At 36.1% G+C, this 16,772-nt stretch carries 22 protein-coding genes; 21 read left to right on the top strand and 1 reads right to left on the bottom strand.

Annotated elements, in window-relative coordinates; translation table 11 throughout:
* Positions 1 to 28: 28 nt before the first annotated feature.
* From ACXYMZ_RS13475 to rsmI, 18 genes are all read left to right on the top strand, one after another.
* Entirely contained in the window at positions 29 to 460 is a 432-nt protein-coding gene (locus tag ACXYMZ_RS13475; RefSeq protein ID WP_458948933.1) for an NUDIX hydrolase, read from the top strand.
* 209 nt (positions 461 to 669) lie between these two features.
* The gene (locus ACXYMZ_RS13470) at positions 670 to 852 is read left to right on the top strand and encodes a hypothetical protein (RefSeq protein ID WP_458948932.1); all 183 of its coding nucleotides are present in this window, start codon (positions 670 to 672) and stop codon (positions 850 to 852) included.
* A gap of 46 nt (positions 853 to 898) precedes the next feature.
* On the top strand, positions 899 to 1,201 hold the full coding sequence (locus tag ACXYMZ_RS13465; protein WP_458948931.1) for a DNA-binding protein: 303 nt from the start codon (positions 899 to 901) through the stop codon (positions 1,199 to 1,201).
* Positions 1,202 to 1,413: 212 nt separating this feature from the next.
* Positions 1,414 to 1,677: a pro-sigmaK processing inhibitor BofA family protein gene (locus ACXYMZ_RS13460; RefSeq protein ID WP_458948930.1), complete on the top strand. Its 264-nt coding sequence runs from the start codon at positions 1,414 to 1,416 to the stop codon at positions 1,675 to 1,677.
* Between the two features lie 63 nt (positions 1,678 to 1,740).
* Positions 1,741 to 1,932: a sigma factor G inhibitor Gin gene (locus ACXYMZ_RS13455; RefSeq protein WP_458948929.1), complete on the top strand. Its 192-nt coding sequence runs from the start codon at positions 1,741 to 1,743 to the stop codon at positions 1,930 to 1,932.
* 378 nt (positions 1,933 to 2,310) lie between these two features.
* Entirely contained in the window at positions 2,311 to 2,961 is a 651-nt protein-coding gene (locus ACXYMZ_RS13450) for an HD domain-containing protein (RefSeq protein WP_458948928.1), read from the top strand.
* A gap of 108 nt (positions 2,962 to 3,069) precedes the next feature.
* A complete protein-coding gene (locus ACXYMZ_RS13445; RefSeq protein ID WP_458948927.1) occupies positions 3,070 to 3,267 on the top strand; it encodes a DUF2281 domain-containing protein in 198 nt (65 codons plus the stop codon).
* Positions 3,257 to 3,496 carry a type II toxin-antitoxin system PemK/MazF family toxin gene (locus ACXYMZ_RS13440; RefSeq protein ID WP_458948926.1) on the top strand — a complete coding sequence of 80 codons (240 nt, stop codon included), beginning with the start codon at positions 3,257 to 3,259 and terminating at the stop codon, positions 3,494 to 3,496. Before ACXYMZ_RS13445 ends, ACXYMZ_RS13440 begins: the two co-directional genes overlap by 11 nt.
* Positions 3,497 to 3,601: 105 nt before the next feature.
* A complete protein-coding gene (locus ACXYMZ_RS13435) occupies positions 3,602 to 5,014 on the top strand; it encodes an aminotransferase class I/II-fold pyridoxal phosphate-dependent enzyme (protein WP_458948925.1) in 1,413 nt (470 codons plus the stop codon).
* Between the two features lie 14 nt (positions 5,015 to 5,028).
* Positions 5,029 to 5,679, top strand: a complete 651-nt coding sequence (gene tmk, locus ACXYMZ_RS13430; RefSeq protein WP_458948924.1) for a dTMP kinase — start codon at positions 5,029 to 5,031, stop codon at positions 5,677 to 5,679.
* Complete coding sequence (locus tag ACXYMZ_RS13425) at positions 5,679 to 6,008, top strand: cyclic-di-AMP receptor (protein WP_458948923.1); 330 nt, start codon at positions 5,679 to 5,681, stop codon at positions 6,006 to 6,008. The genes tmk and ACXYMZ_RS13425 overlap by 1 nt, the downstream gene beginning before the upstream one ends.
* Before the next feature lie 34 nt (positions 6,009 to 6,042).
* A complete protein-coding gene (locus ACXYMZ_RS13420) occupies positions 6,043 to 6,477 on the top strand; it encodes a YaaR family protein (protein ID WP_458948922.1) in 435 nt (144 codons plus the stop codon).
* A 28-nt stretch (positions 6,478 to 6,505) separates the two neighbouring features.
* Positions 6,506 to 7,495, top strand: a complete 990-nt coding sequence (holB, locus tag ACXYMZ_RS13415; protein WP_458948921.1) for a DNA polymerase III subunit delta' — start codon at positions 6,506 to 6,508, stop codon at positions 7,493 to 7,495.
* 7 nt (positions 7,496 to 7,502) lie between these two features.
* Positions 7,503 to 8,327 (top strand): PSP1 domain-containing protein, encoded by an 825-nt coding sequence (locus ACXYMZ_RS13410; RefSeq protein ID WP_458948920.1) that lies wholly within the window; start codon positions 7,503 to 7,505, stop codon positions 8,325 to 8,327.
* 67 nt (positions 8,328 to 8,394) lie between these two features.
* Positions 8,395 to 8,748 carry a DNA replication initiation control protein YabA gene (yabA, locus tag ACXYMZ_RS13405; protein WP_458948919.1) on the top strand — a complete coding sequence of 118 codons (354 nt, stop codon included), beginning with the start codon at positions 8,395 to 8,397 and terminating at the stop codon, positions 8,746 to 8,748.
* Positions 8,749 to 9,225: 477 nt separating this feature from the next.
* Positions 9,226 to 9,969: a tRNA1(Val) (adenine(37)-N6)-methyltransferase gene (locus ACXYMZ_RS13400; RefSeq protein ID WP_458948918.1), complete on the top strand. Its 744-nt coding sequence runs from the start codon at positions 9,226 to 9,228 to the stop codon at positions 9,967 to 9,969.
* On the top strand, positions 9,959 to 10,228 hold the full coding sequence (locus ACXYMZ_RS13395; protein ID WP_458948917.1) for a GIY-YIG nuclease family protein: 270 nt from the start codon (positions 9,959 to 9,961) through the stop codon (positions 10,226 to 10,228). The genes ACXYMZ_RS13400 and ACXYMZ_RS13395 overlap by 11 nt, the downstream gene beginning before the upstream one ends.
* Entirely contained in the window at positions 10,225 to 11,106 is an 882-nt protein-coding gene (rsmI, locus tag ACXYMZ_RS13390) for a 16S rRNA (cytidine(1402)-2'-O)-methyltransferase (protein WP_458948916.1), read from the top strand. The genes ACXYMZ_RS13395 and rsmI overlap by 4 nt, the downstream gene beginning before the upstream one ends.
* Positions 11,107 to 11,202: 96 nt before the next feature.
* Here rsmI and ACXYMZ_RS13385 read toward each other — a convergent pair whose 3' ends face one another.
* Entirely contained in the window at positions 11,203 to 11,478 is a 276-nt protein-coding gene (locus ACXYMZ_RS13385) for an AbrB/MazE/SpoVT family DNA-binding domain-containing protein (RefSeq protein ID WP_458948915.1), read from the bottom strand.
* Between the two features lie 523 nt (positions 11,479 to 12,001).
* Between ACXYMZ_RS13385 and metG the strand changes: the two genes are divergently transcribed.
* The 3 genes from metG (at position 12,002) to ACXYMZ_RS13370 (ending at position 16,753) form a co-directional block, all read left to right on the top strand.
* Complete coding sequence (metG, locus tag ACXYMZ_RS13380) at positions 12,002 to 14,014, top strand: methionine--tRNA ligase (protein ID WP_458948914.1); 2,013 nt, start codon at positions 12,002 to 12,004, stop codon at positions 14,012 to 14,014.
* A 344-nt stretch (positions 14,015 to 14,358) separates the two neighbouring features.
* Entirely contained in the window at positions 14,359 to 15,126 is a 768-nt protein-coding gene (locus tag ACXYMZ_RS13375) for a TatD family hydrolase (RefSeq protein ID WP_458948990.1), read from the top strand.
* 406 nt (positions 15,127 to 15,532) lie between these two features.
* Positions 15,533 to 16,753, top strand: a complete 1,221-nt coding sequence (locus ACXYMZ_RS13370; protein ID WP_458948913.1) for a ubiquitin-like domain-containing protein — start codon at positions 15,533 to 15,535, stop codon at positions 16,751 to 16,753.
* Positions 16,754 to 16,772: the final 19 nt, after the last annotated feature.

Genomic DNA, 16,772 nt, shown 5'->3' with positions numbered 1-16,772 from the left:
CGAATTATATGAAGTGAGGGGAAATTTTTTGACACAAAGTACAACAAATACATACACACCACCAAAACATTTCATTTCAGCTGCAACGATTGTAGTAAATGATAAAAAGGAAATTTTATTAATCAAAGGTCCTTTAAGGGGTTGGGAGATGCCAGGTGGAATCGTTGAATTAGGGGAATCATTAAAAGACGGTGCAATTAGAGAAACCAGAGAAGAAACTGGGATAGATGTAGAGATAGTAAAGTTTTGTGGCATCTACCAAAATGTAAAAAAATCGATCTGCAATACACTCTTTTTGGCTAAACCAATTGGGGGTAGCTTAACCACTTCTGCAGAAAGTTTGGAAGTAGATTTTTTCCCGATAGAAGAAGCACTGAAAATGGTAACGGTAGGGAACTTCAGAGAAAGAATTGAATACTGTCTTGATGAAAGCAAACATCCTTTTTATATAGAATTTTAGATTGAAGGCAAAGTAAAAGTATTTTTTGTAACTAATAGTTCATAAATTTGAACCCGAGTAAACAAACACGGATGAATTCTTTGTGTGAAAGATAAAGTTATGTTTTTATAGAAGAGAACAAGCTTATTTTGCAGCCTTTAAATAAATCAAACAGAAAAAGAATTATAATTGTTTTTTTATGGAAAACTACAAAAAAAGAGGTTTTAATGATGTCTAAAGCTATAATTACTATACTAACTATCGTAGCGATTGTAATTTGGTTTGCGGTTTCCCGGGAAGCTGTAAAACCATCTAAAGAAATAAATTGGAGAAAAATGATAATCTTATTAGCAACAGGATCTATTTTAACATTAATAGTAACCATTTCACTTTATCAAAGTCTGTTGCTTTAATTTCAACTAGCGAACAAAATTTTGAATAATAATGGAGATGACCAATATGGACTTAGATTTTCTCTTTTTAGCTTTAGGAATTGCTGCTGCCGGCTACTTTATAGGCGAAGGCCTTAAAAACTTTAAAAATCCAAATGCTGAATATAGTCTTAGTGAACTTTTAAACGATGACGATGATGGGGTAGTTTTGTTAAAAGAAAAAGATGTCCATTACTATATAGGGATATCGAAAGAAGATACAAAGGGATTGATTCAGCAATATCCAGATATCCCACATGTCATTATTAATGATAAAGTCTACTATCCTAAAGCAAAATTGCGTGATTGGTTAAAGAATTTAGGAGAGTAATGAAGTTTCCGAGTTTTTGATACGAAGCGAGCATTGATATGCGTAGAAAAAGAAGCTTATTTAACAAGCTTCTTTTTATTATGCTTCTTAAACTTTCGAAATTCTCGTATTAAGATTTCTACAATGGAACTTCACAGCGAAATCTTTGGTCTTTTTTTAATTTCCAAGCGTATATTCTACTAAGGAAGTTGTATACAAAGGAGTGTTGGTGGATGAGTTCGACGATTATTATTGGTATCATGCTGGCAATTATTGTATTGCTACTTATTATCGGTGCGCCGATTAAACCATTGAAATTATTGGGACAAACTTCTGTAAAACTAGTAATTGGTGTCTTGGTCTTATTTTTTGTAAATATATTTGGTGCGCATCTAGGATTACATCTTCCAATTAATCTCTTTACTGCATTCATCACAGGCTTTCTTGGATTTTTTGGACTTGGCTCTTTGATCGCTATCCATCTATTTATCTTTTAAAAAATACCCTCCATGAATAAATTCTATTAGATTAGGAGATACTAAACTCATGGAGGTGGGACAATGGAAAATGTAAAAGCTACACAACGCTGTGGGATATGCGAAGAGCAAAAGGAATTAGGCATTCATCTTTATACACTTTTTATTTGTACAGACTGTGAGTTTAATATGATTCACACCGAACCACATGAAGAAAAATATCGTTACTACGTGAAAAAACTAAAAAATATTAATCAGCATCAGTTATATTCATAGAGCACCCTCAAATATAATTTTATAAATAAAAACCCAACTCGTATGAAATTCAGGATTATCTGATTTTATACGAGTTGTTAATTTTAATAAGAAATAAGTAAGAAGATGTGGACTTATAATAAGCATAATTTGTTAATTTACTAGTAAGTTACACACCTCCGTTACCATGTTATAATAAAAAGTAAATATTCTGGAGATGACCCAATGGAATGGATAGATCTTCACAAGCGTTTCTGCACCAGTACGTAGTTATTAGGTGAAAAATACTTTATATTCAGTTCGTTAAAAGCAAGTATATTCAAAGTGAATCTATACTTGCTTTTTGTATAAAGTTTTATAAAAAAAGAAACAGTCTAAGAAAAATAAAGGAGTCTTACAATGAATAAAGAAACGATAATTTCTGAAACTGAAAAAATGGTCCGCCATAAATTATTGCATGAACAAACGGGACATGATTGGTTTCATATTGAACGTGTAACGAAGAACGCATTGGAAATCGGAATAGAAGAAGAAGCAGATCTTTTTGTTGTTCATTTAGCTGCTCTACTTCATGATTTAGCAGATGATAAAGTTGTTGAAAGCGAAGCGGAAGGATTAAAAAGTATAGAAGCTTGGTTGATAGAACAGCAGGTTACCAAAACAGATATCGACCATATCCTTCGTATCATTCAAACGATTTCTTTTAAAGGTGGTAACTTTAAGAAACTAGAGTCATTGGAAGCAAAAGTAGTTCAGGATGCTGATAGACTAGATGCGATCGGTGCCATCGGGATTGCTCGCTGCTTCGTTTATTCGGGTAGTAAAGGACAAGCAATTTATGACCCGAGCCTCGAAGTTAGAGATCAGATGTCTGTCGAGGAATATAGAAAAGGCGAATCAAGTGCCATTCATCACTTTTATGAAAAACTTTTAAAACTAAAGGATTTAATGAACACAAAGACAGGGCGCGAAATGGCAAATGAGAGACATCGATTTATGGAGAGTTTTTTAGAGCAATTTTATAATGAGGTTGGACACTTTACTCAATAAGTTAGAAGTAGACTTTTATTCATTACCTTAATGTTTTTAACATGTAGTTTTCAGTAATATTAGATGATATAATGAAATAAATTATTCATGGAAGAGGTGACTATCAACATGAATACAGCAAGAGAACGTTTATTAAAGATTATTGATGAAATACCTGAAAATGAAGTCGATAAAATTTTAGATTTTGCAGAGTATCTAAAAGATAAAAGAGACAAACGATTAACTGAGGAATTAACGAAAATCAGTGAGAGTAGTCTGGATTTCTGGGATAATAACATTGATGATGAGGTCTGGAATGATGTATAAACAAGGCGATATTATTGGTTTAGATATTACCTCTAAATTAAAGGGCTTTGATTACTCTGTATCACTTGAAGCGAAAGATTTAATATCAGGCCAACTTAAAGTTACATCAGAAATTAGAGTAGATAAAATATATACCCTTTCAAAAAGTATTATTAGAAAGAGATTTGGGCAAGTAAATAATGAAATTCTAGATAAAGTCCGAATCAATATTTCCAAGCTAATAAATTAAAACATCTCGTTAAACAACTCAGTTTCCACAAACTGAGTTTTTTTCATCTTCTCTATTTCCAGTATGTTAAACTATATAGAAATATAAAAAGGAATGGAATCGCTCATGAATCAATCAAATATACCTATTTTACATATGCTAGAAAACTTTCAAAAACAACAGCCAATTTCTTTTCATGTGCCTGGTCATAAGAATGGTAAAGTTTTTCCAGAAGACGCAGCAACTTATTTTAAAGAAATTTTAAAAATAGACATGACGGAGCTTCCGGGTTTGGATGATTTACATGCTCCAGAGGCTGCAATTAAAGATGCGGAAAACTTGGCAAGTGATTATTTCAAGTCTGACCATACCTTTTTTCTCGTAGGTGGAAGTACGGCGGGGAACTTAGCGATGATCCTTGCGACATGTAAGCAAGATGAAAAAGTTCTTGTGCAGAGAAATAGTCACAAATCGATTATGAATGGACTAGAGCTTGCAGGGGCAAGGCCGATCTTTTTAAATCCGCAGTTTGATAAGAAAGTAGAACGTTACACAAACCCTTCATATGATACAGTAGCGACTGCTTTACAAAAACATCCAGATGCTAAGGCTATTATTCTCACGTATCCTGATTATTTCGGGAAAACCTATGAAATAAAAAGCTTGATAGAGCTTGCGCATCGTTATAAGGTACCCGTTCTCGTGGATGAAGCACATGGCGTACACTTTTCATTAGGAAAGCATTTTCCTGCGTCGGCCTTAGATTTAGGTGCAGATGTTGTTGTCCATTCTGCACACAAAATGGCACCAGCAATGACGATGGCCTCTTTTCTCCATGTGAAATCAAAGCTCATTTCAAAGGAAAAGCTCGCATATTATTTACAAATGATCCAATCAAGCAGCCCATCTTATCCTTTGATGGCCTCACTTGATATTTCTCGTGCATTTTTAGCTGGCATGTCACAAGCGAAAATCAATCGAATTCTTGAAAGCGCAAATATAGTAAAAAATTTGTTTACTGGCAGTGATTATTGGCAAACTATCCCTGCAGAGGATTCTCTAAAATTAACGATTCAAGCAGCAAATGGTGTATCTGCAAAAGAGATTGCTAATAGTTTTGAAGCAGAAGGAATCTATCCAGAACTCGTGACAGATCGCCAAATTTTATTTATTCATGGCCTTCAAATTTTTACAGAAACAGAGCGTTTGAAAAAAGTCATAGAAACTGTCAAGGAAAAATTAAAAAACAAGGTAAATCATGCTACAATAGAGGTAGTAGATATTTTTACAGAATCAATGCAGGAAATTGCCTTGTCTTATAGAGAAATGCAAGAATTGAAGCAGCGTCTCGTCCCATTAGAAGAAAGTGTAGGACTTATCGCAGCAGAAGCTGTTACTCCATATCCACCAGGAATTCCTTTTATTTTAAAAGGAGAATTAATAACTTCCAAGCATATCCAAGCAATTGAGCAGATGGTGGAGCAGGGCGTAAGAATTCAACAACGTGAGAAGTGCGTGCATGTATTTTGCAGCAATTGAAGGAGATAAGAGACGTGCGTGGATATTTTATAACATTTGAAGGTGTTGAAGGTGCTGGAAAAACAACCGTTCTTCATGCCATAACAGATAGATTAAGAAATCAAGGCTATGATGTCGTTGCGACGCGCGAGCCAGGCGGGATTGAGATTGCAGAACAAATTCGTAGTATCATCCTTGACCGAGACAATACCGAAATGGAAGAGCGAACCGAAGCATTATTATATGCTGCAGCAAGAAGACAGCATCTAGTGGAAAAGGTTCTTCCAGCATTAGAAAAAGGTAAAGTTGTCCTTTGTGACCGATTTATTGATAGCAGTCTTGCCTACCAAGGTCATGCACGAGGATTAGGCATTGAGGAAGTCTATCATATAAATAAATTTGCTATCCAAGATTTAATGCCTGATATCACATTATTATTCGATCTTGATCCACAAAAAGGATTAGAAAGAATCGCTGCAAATGATGATCGAGAGAAAAATCGTTTGGATGTTGAAAAGCTTGATTTTCATAAGCGAGTATACGCGGGCTATCAAATCCTTTCCGAGCAGTATCCCGAAAGGATTCAGAAAGTAAATGCTGATCAATCCATTGAATTGGTTGAAGAAAGTGCATTAAATAAAATTTTATCTTATTTAAATAAAGAAAATAAGGGAGGGTCAAGGTAATGAAATTAATTATGGCTGTGATTCAAGATAAGGATTCAACGCGACTGATTAATGCTCTTGGTGAGGAAAATTTCCAAACAACGAAACTTGCTTCAACAGGTGGGTTTTTAAAAGAGGGAAATACAACTTTAATGGTAGGTTGTGATGATGATAAGGTAGAAGTTGCCTTGAATGTAATCAAAGAAAATTGCTCACAGCGTGAACAAATGGTTGCCCCTATTTCGCCAATGGGTGGAAGTGCAGACTCTTATATTCCGAAACCAGTTAAAGTTGAAGTCGGCGGCGCAACTGTGTTTATTTTACCAATAGAATCTTTCGTACAATTTTAACTAAAAATATTAAAAAAAGGAGGACTGGTGAATAATGAAGATTAGTAATGATATCAAATCGCAAGCAGAAGTGAAAATCAACCGACAAGCGACATTAGAGAACCAGTCTTTCCAACGACTTGTTCAATCTCAAACTCAAACATTAAAACAGCAAGAACTAGATCAACTCGTAAAGAATATTTCCATTCAAGGGAATAAATTAGCTCGTTTCAGATCTTTAAAAGAGTTAGCAAAGTTTAAGCATATGATCAAAGGCTTCTTACAGGAAACGGTATCAAGCGGATACCAATTAAAAAAATCACATAGCTTTAGCTTTGATGGCAGTAGCCGCAAGCTTGCTATTATAAAAGAAATAGATGATAAATTACTGGAATTAACTGAAGAAATTATGAACCAAGAAAGAAAGACAGTAGATATCCTTGATCTCATAGGAGAGATTAAAGGATTGCTGATTAACATATATACGTAAACTAGAATTTTTATAGGGAAGGATACGCATGAATACATGGACTGAAGCAATGGAAGTACAACCATTGGCAAGTAAAATCATTATGAATAGTATTAAAAAAGGTCGCATTTCTCATGCATATTTACTTCAAGGCGAACGTGGAACAGGGAAGGAAGCAATTGCTTACCTCATTGCTAAAGGATTATTTTGTTTAAGTCCTGATGGAAGTGAGCCTTGTAACACATGCAATAACTGTAAACGAATCTCCTCAGGGAACCATCCAGACTTACATTTGGTGGAAGCTGAGGGTTTATCTATATCGAAAGAGCAAGTCAATCATCTGCAAAAGGAATTTTCTTATTCGGGCATGGAATCGAATCAGAAGGTATACATCATTAAAGATGCAGATACAATGACAGTGAACGCTTCTAATAGTCTATTGAAATTTTTAGAAGAACCAAGTAAGCAAACAACTGCAATCCTACTAACAGAAAGTAGCGGCTCAATCATTCCAACCATTCGCTCACGTTGTCAGGTGATTGATTTTAAACCACTTCATCCAAAGCAGTTTGAGAGTCTATTGATTACTGAAGGTATGAAAGAAGCGGATGCAAAGTTAATGGCGGCATTGACGAATAGTATGGTCGATGCCTTCGAATTAGTAGAAGACGAGTGGTTTGCGGAAGCAAGAACGAGAGTGTTACAATTGGTAGAAATGCTGACCAACAACTCAGAGAATGTTTATCTATTTATACATAGTCACTGGGTCACGCATTTCAAAGAGAGAAAAGAACATGATCAAGGGCTTGATTTATTATTACTTGCCCTTCGAGATATACTGTATCACCATATCGGTAACGAAACAGAGATGATTTTCTTTAAGGAAAATGATGAAGTAGTTGAAAGAGCTACGATAACTTACTCCGAAGCACGTATGTCAGAGGTATTGAATTTGATTTTACAGGCGAAGCGTAAGATAAAACAAAATGTGCAACCCACATTAGTAATGGAGCAGTTAATACTGCAAATTCAGAGGTGAAAATGAAATGATAAATGTCATTGGTGTCCGCTTTAAAAAAGCGGGTAAAATATATTATTTTGACCCAGGAACAGAGGATATGTCCCTAGATGATTATGTCATCGTAGAAACTGTTCGAGGTGTTGAGTTTGGTAAGGTAGTTATAGCGAATAAAAAGGTAGATGAAGAAGATGTTGTTCTTCCATTAAAGAAAGTTATTCGTGTCGCAACAGATGAGGACAAAAGAATTGTTGTGGAAAATCAAGCGCAAGCAAAGAAAGCAGTCGATGCTTGTACAGCGAAAATTATCGAGCATTCACTAGATATGAATCTAGTAGATGTTGAGTATACATTTGACCGTAACAAGATTATCTTCTATTTCACAGCTGACGGTCGTATTGATTTCCGTAATCTAGTAAAAGACCTTGCGTCTATGTTTAAAACAAGAATTGAACTACGCCAAATCGGTGTAAGAGATGAAGCAAAAATGCTAGGTGGTATTGGACCGTGTGGTAGAATGCTATGTTGTTCTACTTTTCTAGGAGACTTTGAACCTGTTTCCATTAAAATGGCGAAGGATCAAAATCTTTCACTTAACCCAGCTAAAATTTCAGGACTTTGTGGTCGCTTAATGTGTTGTCTGAAGTATGAAAACGATCATTATGAAGAAGCTAAACGTGAAATGCCTGATTATGGGCAAACGATTATCACACCTCACGGAAAAGGCAGAGTTTCAGGCTTGAATATTTTAGAAAAAGTGGTTCATATTGAATTAGCAAAAGAAGAACGCACAATCGAATATACATTAGATGAATTAATTGAAGAAGGTATATTAGCGCAACCCACAAAATAAATAGAACCAACTGGGTAGTTACTATGCGTTAGCTCGTAGTAACATTGCGATGAAGAGGTGAGTTGGTGTGAATAATAGACAAATATTTGACCAAGTTTCTGATATGGAAAAACAGATTGGTGAATTGTATAAGCAACTCGGTGATCTGAAAGGTAGACTAAGTAGCATCCTTGAAGAAAACCACCGACTCCAAGTTGAAAATCATAATTTACGCGATCATTTAGAACAGACAAATGAAGAAACGGAAGCTGCAAAAAAAGAGGGTAAAGCTTCTAAGAAAAGTCTTTTACCTGGTGAGGGACATGATAACCTTGCCCGCTTGTACGAAGAAGGATTCCACATATGTAATCTCGAATTCGGTAGCCCAAGACAAAATGAAGATTGCATCTTCTGTCTCGATTTCTTTGCAAAACGAACTTAACGAACAACTAAACTGCCTCTAGGGGCAGTTTTCATTTTTTATCGGCTATCAATTTTGGCGAATGGCTTTTTGTTGACCGGTAGACTGGTTTTATCGGCCATCAATTCCGGCAATCCGCATTTTGTTGACCGATAGATTGATTTCATCGGCCATCAATTTCAGCAATCCGCCTTTTGTCGACCGATAGACTGGCTTTATCGGCCATCAATTTCAGCAATCCGCCTTTTGTCGACCGATAGACTGGCTTTATCGGCCATCAATTTCAGCAATCCGCCTTTTGTCGACCGATAGACTGACTTTATCAGCCACCAATTTCAGCAATTCGCATTTTGTTGACCGATAGATTGGTTTCATCGGCCATCAATTTCAGCAATCACCGTTTTGTTGGCCAATAAAAAAACCAAATACATAAAACAAACAAATACCAATAAAATCTCACTACTAACGAATAATAATCAAGGAAAAGGAGGAATGATGATGGTTAAATTATATGATGATGAGCGAGTCGATTATTTATTGGCAGATGACTCGATGCAAATTATCCAGAGCCCAACGGCATTCGCCTTCTCATTAGATGCTGTACTACTTGCACACTTCGCCAGCATCCCCTTTAAACGCGGGAAAATTTTAGACCTTTGCACAGGGAATGGAGCAATTCCCTTACTGCTATCAAAGCGCACGCAAGCTAAAATAACAGGCGTCGAAATTCAAGAAAGAATCTTTAGCATGGCTGAACGCAGTATTACTTTAAATAAATTAAACGACCAGCTAGATGTTATCCATGGTGACCTTAAAGAAATGCAGCCTATTCTCGGACAAAGTAGCTTCGACGTAGTTACTTGTAATCCGCCATATTTTCGTTCACCAAGTGCAACTGAACATAATGAAAATGAATTTCTAACGATCGCGAGACATGAAGTGTACGCTACGTTAGAGGATGTCGTTCGTGCTTGTAAGCTGCATGTTCGCCCAGGTGGGAAGGTCGCAATGGTACACCGTCCAGGTAGATTAATTGATATCATTACTTTATTTCGAGAATATAAATTAGAGCCAAAACGCATTCAATTCGTTTACCCAAAAGAGGGTAAGGAAGCGAATATGCTATTAGTTGAAGGGATTCGTGATGGAAAGGCAGATATTAAAATCCTTCCACCTCTCTACATCTACCAAAATGACGGCTCTTATACAAAAGAAGCTGAGGCAATTATCTATGGAAGATAGGATTCACCTCGTTTATATATTGAAATGTAAGGATAATACGCTATATACAGGCTATACAAATGATCTTCCAAACCGTTTAAAGATGCATACAGAGGGAAAAGGTGCAAAGTATACCCGAGGACGTGGCCCTTTTGAGGTTGTTTATACAGAAGCTTTTCTCACAAAAGAAGAAGCAATGCGCAGAGAATATGAAGTTAAAAAGCTATCACGTATGGAAAAAAATCGGTTAATTCATAAAAGAGGAAGTGCGAAGGCATGAAGATTCAAAAAAGCTTTGAAAATGAAAATGCTGGTGCGATTCACATTGTTCCAACTCCAATTGGTAATCTAGAAGATATAACGTATCGTGCTCTAAATACATTAAAAACGGTTGAATTGATTGCAGCTGAAGACACGAGAAATACGAAAAAGCTACTAAATTACTTTGAGATTTCAACTCCATTAACAAGCTATCATGAGCATAATATAAAGGAAAAAACGGGATCTCTAATCGCTAAAGCCAAAGACGGAGCGCAAATTGCACTTGTTAGCGATGCAGGAATGCCAGCAATATCTGACCCTGGCTACGAACTCGTTCAAGAAGCAATTGCTGAGGGTGTAAGAGTTATCGTACTGCCTGGTGCAAATGCTGCACTTCAAGCTCTTGTGGGTTCGGGACTTCCAACAGATACTTTTTATTTTTATGGGTTTTTACCAAGGAAGAAAAAAGACAAAGAAAACGTGCTACAGCAATTAAAAAGACTACCAACTACGATAATTTTTTATGAATCCCCGTTTCGTGTAAAGGATACATTACAAGCAATCCAAAGTGAACTAGGGAATCGGCAAGTAGCAATTGCACGTGAGCTAACAAAACGTTTTGAAGAATATGTTCGCGGTACAGTAGAAGAAGTACTTGATTGGGCAACAACGAATGAGTTGAGGGGTGAGTTTGTCCTCGTTATTGAAGGTGCTTCAGCCGAGGAAGCTTCTGCGGAAATAGCGGTCGAATGGTGGAATGACTTAACGATAATTGACCATGTTAATCATTATATCAATGAGGAATCTCTATCAAATAAAGAAGCAATAAAGAAAACAGCCGTCGACCGAAAAATACCAAAGCGTGACGTCTATCAAGCCTATCATATAGAAGAATAAAAATAAAAACTGGGTAAACACACCCAGTTTTTCTATTATAACCCCTTTTATTTCTTTCAGAAAATCTCCTGTATCATAAGGTGAATCATCATTCACTTATTTAATGCGAGATTCTATTTCTTTGAGTAAACTTTCTGCGCCCTCTTTACTTAATATAAGTTTCCCGCCTGCAAGTAGTAGGTTGTCATCAGATACTTCCCCAGTAACCTGACAAGTCATTCTTGAAGAAAACTTCTTTAAAATAATTTTATCGTCATCCACATAGATCTCGATTGGATCCTTTTCTTGAATGTCGAGCGTACGGCGAAGCTCAATCGGAATTACTACACGACCAAGTTCATCAACTTTGCGAACAATTCCAGTAGATTTCATTTTTTTCCTCCCCAATTGTGTGAAAAATGGATATTTTGAGCTCCACTCTTCTCATCTCTTTTTTTCTTTTTATTAGATAAATGCTAGGAAATCAATGATTCCTTCTCTATTTTTACTAGCATTATTCCCCATGCTTAGAATAACAACTTCGTAAATTCTTGTCAATGACTATTCACAAGATATACATTAATTAGAAAATTTATATTTTGCCACTTTACAAGCTAAAACTCTTCAAGTAGAAAATATATTTTTTTCATAATTTAAATATAATATGAAAAAACCAATATTACTTAACGACAAATTTAATTTTACAAGATTATAAAAATTTGTAAATCTTGATTATATTATGTATAGATAAGTTAATAATGTCAATAGGTACAAGGATAAATATTCAGAATAAAAGTATATTTATTTTCTTTAACGACATTGAGGAAAAAAATGAAAGGTGAGGAAAGTAGGAAAACTATTACTGATTAAAGTTTCATTTTGTACTATAATAGTATTAGTAATGAGGAGGTTCGGTATGGAACAGAAGAAAACATTTTATATAACAACACCAATTTATTATCCAAGTGGGAAGCTTCACATTGGAAATGCTTATTCGACAATTGCTTGTGACGTAATGGCAAGATACAAGCGTATGACTGGCTATGATGTATTTTACCTAACGGGTAGTGACGAGCACGGGCAAAAAATTGAACAAAAAGCAGATGAACTAAATGTAAGTCCGCAAGATTATGTAGATGAAATGGCAGAGAGCATGAAAAAACTCTGGAAACTGCTTGAGATAAGCAATGATAAATTCATTCGGACAACAGATCCAGTTCATAAGGAAGTAGTAGCTGCCATCTTTGAACGTTTCCTTGAACAAGGGGATATATACTTAGATGAATATGAAGGTTGGTACTCGATTCCCGATGAGACCTTCTACACAGAATCACAGTTAGTAGATGTAGAACATGATGCAGATGGAAATGTCATCGCTGGAAAATCTCCAGATAGTGGACATCCAGTAGAATTAATTAAAGAGGAATCTTATTTCTTTAAAATGAGTAAGTATTCGGATCGTTTATTGGAATATTATAATGAGCATCCTGATTTTATTCAGCCTGAATCTCGTAAAAATGAGATGGTTAATAACTTTATTAAACCAGGTTTAGAAGACCTAGCAGTATCACGTACTGTATTTTCTTGGGGAATTAAAGTGCCGAGTAATCCAAAGCACGTTGTTTATGTATGGATTGATGCATTAGCAAACTATATTACAGCACTTGGTTATGGTACAGATGACAAAACATTATTTGATAAATACTGGCCTGCTGATGTGCATATGGTTGGAAAAGAAATCGTGCGTTTCCATACGATTTATTGGCCAATTATGTTGATGGCGTTAGACTTACCATTGCCGAAGAAAATATTTGGTCATGGATGGCTCTTAATGAAGGACGGAAAGATGTCAAAATCTAAAGGGAACGTTGTTTACCCTGAAATGCTTGTAGAGCGTTATGGTTTAGACGCACTTCGTTACTACTTAATGCGTGAAGTAACATTTGGAAGCGATGGAGTATTTACTCCTGAGGATTTCGTTTCCAGGGTGAATTATGATTTAGCTAATGACTTAGGAAACTTATTAAACCGTACAGTTGCGATGATTAATAAATACTTTGATGGTGAAGTGCCAACCTCAAAAGGAGATTCATCTGCTTTTGATCAAGCGCTTGAAGAGACAGCTGCAAAAACAATTGCGAAGTATCAAGTTGAAATGGAAAGAATGCAATTTAGCAGTGCTTTAAGTGAAGTATGGAAGTTAATCTCTCGTGCAAATAAATATATTGATGAAACAGAGCCATGGAATCTGGCTAAAGAAGAGGATAGCAAAGCAGAACTAGGCAGTGTAATGCTTCATTTAGCTGAAACATTGCGTACATCGGCAATGCTCCTACAACCATTCTTAACACACGCACCGAAGAAGATTTTTGAACAACTAGGTCTTCGGGAAGCTGGTCTAAGTGAGTGGGATGCCGTTTCATTCGGTAATTTCCCAGAAGATGCAAAGGTTGTTAAAAAAGGTACACCAATTTTCCCTCGTCTAGATACGGAAGAAGAAGCAGATTATATCCGTGAACAAATGGGCGCAGGTGCTACGACAGAAGAAGGCGAAGAAGATTGGAATCCAGAAGATACAGAACTTGTCTCTATTAAAGATAAGGAAGTTAAATTCGAACAATTTGACAGAGTAGAGTTAAAAGTTGCTGAAGTAATCGAATGTAGCAAAGTAGAAGGTGCAGATAAATTACTTAAATTCCGACTTGATGCAGGTGATAAAGCACACCGCCAAATCCTTTCAGGTATCGCAGAGTTTTATCCTAACCCAGAAGAATTAGTTGGGAAAAAAGTTGTAATCGTCGCTAACCTGAAGCCACGTAAAATGCGCGGTGAAATCAGCCAAGGAATGATCCTCTCTACAGAAGATAACGGCAAACTACAAATCATCGAAGCCCCAACCAACGTAGCAAACGGCTCACCGATATCATAAGTACTCTAAAAAAAGTAATTTAGTAATGTAATTAGTGCTAAAAATTATAAATGCATGAGATTATGAATTGTTATCACACTTATTCTGAAGTGTATTTACTAAATTAAGCAAAACAATATAGTTAAAATATTTCCTGGGAGTAGCCCCGATACACCGAAGACTCCTGTGGGGGCAAAGGCTTTAATGAGATGCCGAGGACGCTTGCGTCTGAGGTAGCTCATTAGCCGCCCACGGAAAGCGAAGGTGTATCGGGGCTACGGACCTCCAGATCATAGTTAGATACGCTGAAGAAAGTTATGAAAAGAAAAAAAGATATAAAATCTCCAAAAAAGGATGAAATCACAATGTTGTTTGATACACATGTACACTTAAATGCTCGACAATTCAAGGAAGATCGTGAAGCTACGATTCAACGAGCATTTGATGCAGGTGTCGAGTATATGGTCGTCGTAGGATTTGATCATGAAACAATTCCACTTGCCATTGAGATTGCTGAAGCATATGAAAACATCTACGCTGCTATTGGCTGGCACCCAGTTGATGCAATTGACATGAACGATTCAGACTTAACTTGGATTGAAGAGCTTTCCGAGCATCCAAAAGTTGTAGCATTAGGTGAAATGGGTCTCGATTACCATTGGGATAAATCACCAAAGGATATCCAAGAGGAAGTTTTTCGTAAGCAAATTCGTCTGGCAAAGAAGCTGCAAATGCCAATAGTCATCCATAATCGTGAAGCAACAGAAGATATAATTCGAATCCTTCAAGACGAAGATGCAGGAACCATTGGAGGAATTATGCATTGCTACAATGATTCTGTGGAGTATGTGCAGGCTTGTCTTGATATGAATTTTTATATATCCCTTGGTGGACCTGTGACATTTAAAAACGCAACATTACCAAAAGAGGTCGCAAAAGAAGTGCCAATGGACCGCTTGTTGATTGAAACAGATGCACCATTTCTTGCGCCACATCCAAATCGAGGCAAACGAAACGAACCAAGCTATGTACGCTTAGTAGCAGAAAAAATTGCTGAGCTACGAGGTATTTCAGTAGAAGAGGTTGCTCAAGCGACAACTGAAAATGCTTTTCGATTATTTAAGATTAAATAGAACATATAAAAGCATTCCAAAGGTGGAAAATAGATTCCACCTCGGAATGCTTTTTTCATGCAAAAATACGGTTATTCGACGATATTTCCTAATTTTCATCTGTTAAGAAAAAGTAGTAAAAAAGTAGGAGGAATTATTGGTTTTTTTGAAATAAAACCGTAATATTTGTCGTATTTCTAGATAATCTTGGAAAAATCAATGAAGACTATTAAAGGATTTAACTAAACGATAAACTATTCTGTTAATTCTAAACACCTTGCTACCACTGATTTAAGAGTCGATTGTTAAAAATAAGTTATCATTTTCACGAGAAATGTAATCTAATTGTAATTTGATTGTAAACGGAAATGCCTAGACTTTACATATACCTATTTATATAATCGATTTCGTACAAGGAGGCAGGAGCATGAAATTTATTCATAAGCTATTGCTGGCATCAAAAACGAAAATGATTCTTTCGACAATTGGTGTCTTAGCGCTTGTTTTATTTTCTGGGTATGTCGTATTTGAAGCTACTAAAGCTGAGGTTGTGATTAATGACAACGGAGAAGAACAAGTTGTTCAAACACATAAGAAAACGGTGGAAGAGTTATTTGCAGAAGCAGGAATTACAATTGGTGCGCATGATGCGTTATCGCATAACTTGGATGCACCAGTAGAAAACGGTATGACAATTGATTATAAAACAGCAAAGAAACTTACCGTAGTTATTGATGGCAATGCAGAAGTTTTCTATACAACAGCAGATACAATTCAAGAATTTTATAAAGAAGAGAATCTTACCTTTTCAGAACATGATGATATCTCACATGAAGAATCGGTAGCAATTGAGAGCGGACTAGAAATTAACGTGATCAAAGCTTTTGATGTAGCACTTGATGATGGCGGAGAATCCCTAACAGTTCAAGCAACTGGTGGAACAGTCGAAGATTTACTCGAGAATTACGCGATTGAACTGAATGATGAGGATAAAATCAAGCCAGCATTAAACGAAGAAGTCAAAAAAGATATGGAAATCTCTATCACTCGAATCACTACAGAGAATGAAGAAGTAGAAGAAGCAGTAGCTTTTCAAACAGAGAAGAAACAAGATAGTTCTTTATTAAAAGGTAAAGAGAGAGTAATTAAAGAAGGCCAAGAAGGTCAAGTTATCAAAAAATATAAGATTACAAAAGAAAATGGCAAAGAGATTGCCCGTGAACTTGTTGAAAAAGAAGTGAAGAAAGATAGCATTAATAAGGTTATTGCAGTTGGTACAAAAGAACCTGTGCAAAAGTCTGCATCTAACTTAACAACACTTTCAAGCAAGTCGAATAACGCACCAGCACCATCTGGTGGGAATACAATTACAGTTACTGCAAGTGCATTTACTGCTTCATGTAATGGTTGTTCAGGGATTACTGCGACAGGTATCAACCTAAAAGCGAACCCGAACATGAAAGTCATTGCAGTTGATCCAAATGTGATTCCTTTAGGGTCAAAAGTTTGGGTTGAAGGTTATGGTGAAGCAATTGCGGGAGATACAGGTGGCGCAATTAAAGGTAACCGTATCGATATTCATGTACCGAATAAATCTGCAGCATATAGCTGGGGTGTCCGTACAGTTAAAGTGAAAATTATTAACTAATTCATATATAGATAGGAAA

The sequence above is a fragment of the Oceanobacillus sp. CAU 1775 genome, assembly GCF_054482815.1.
Note: the sequence above shows the minus strand (reverse complement) of the source record. Positions and strands in the feature narration are given on the sequence as shown.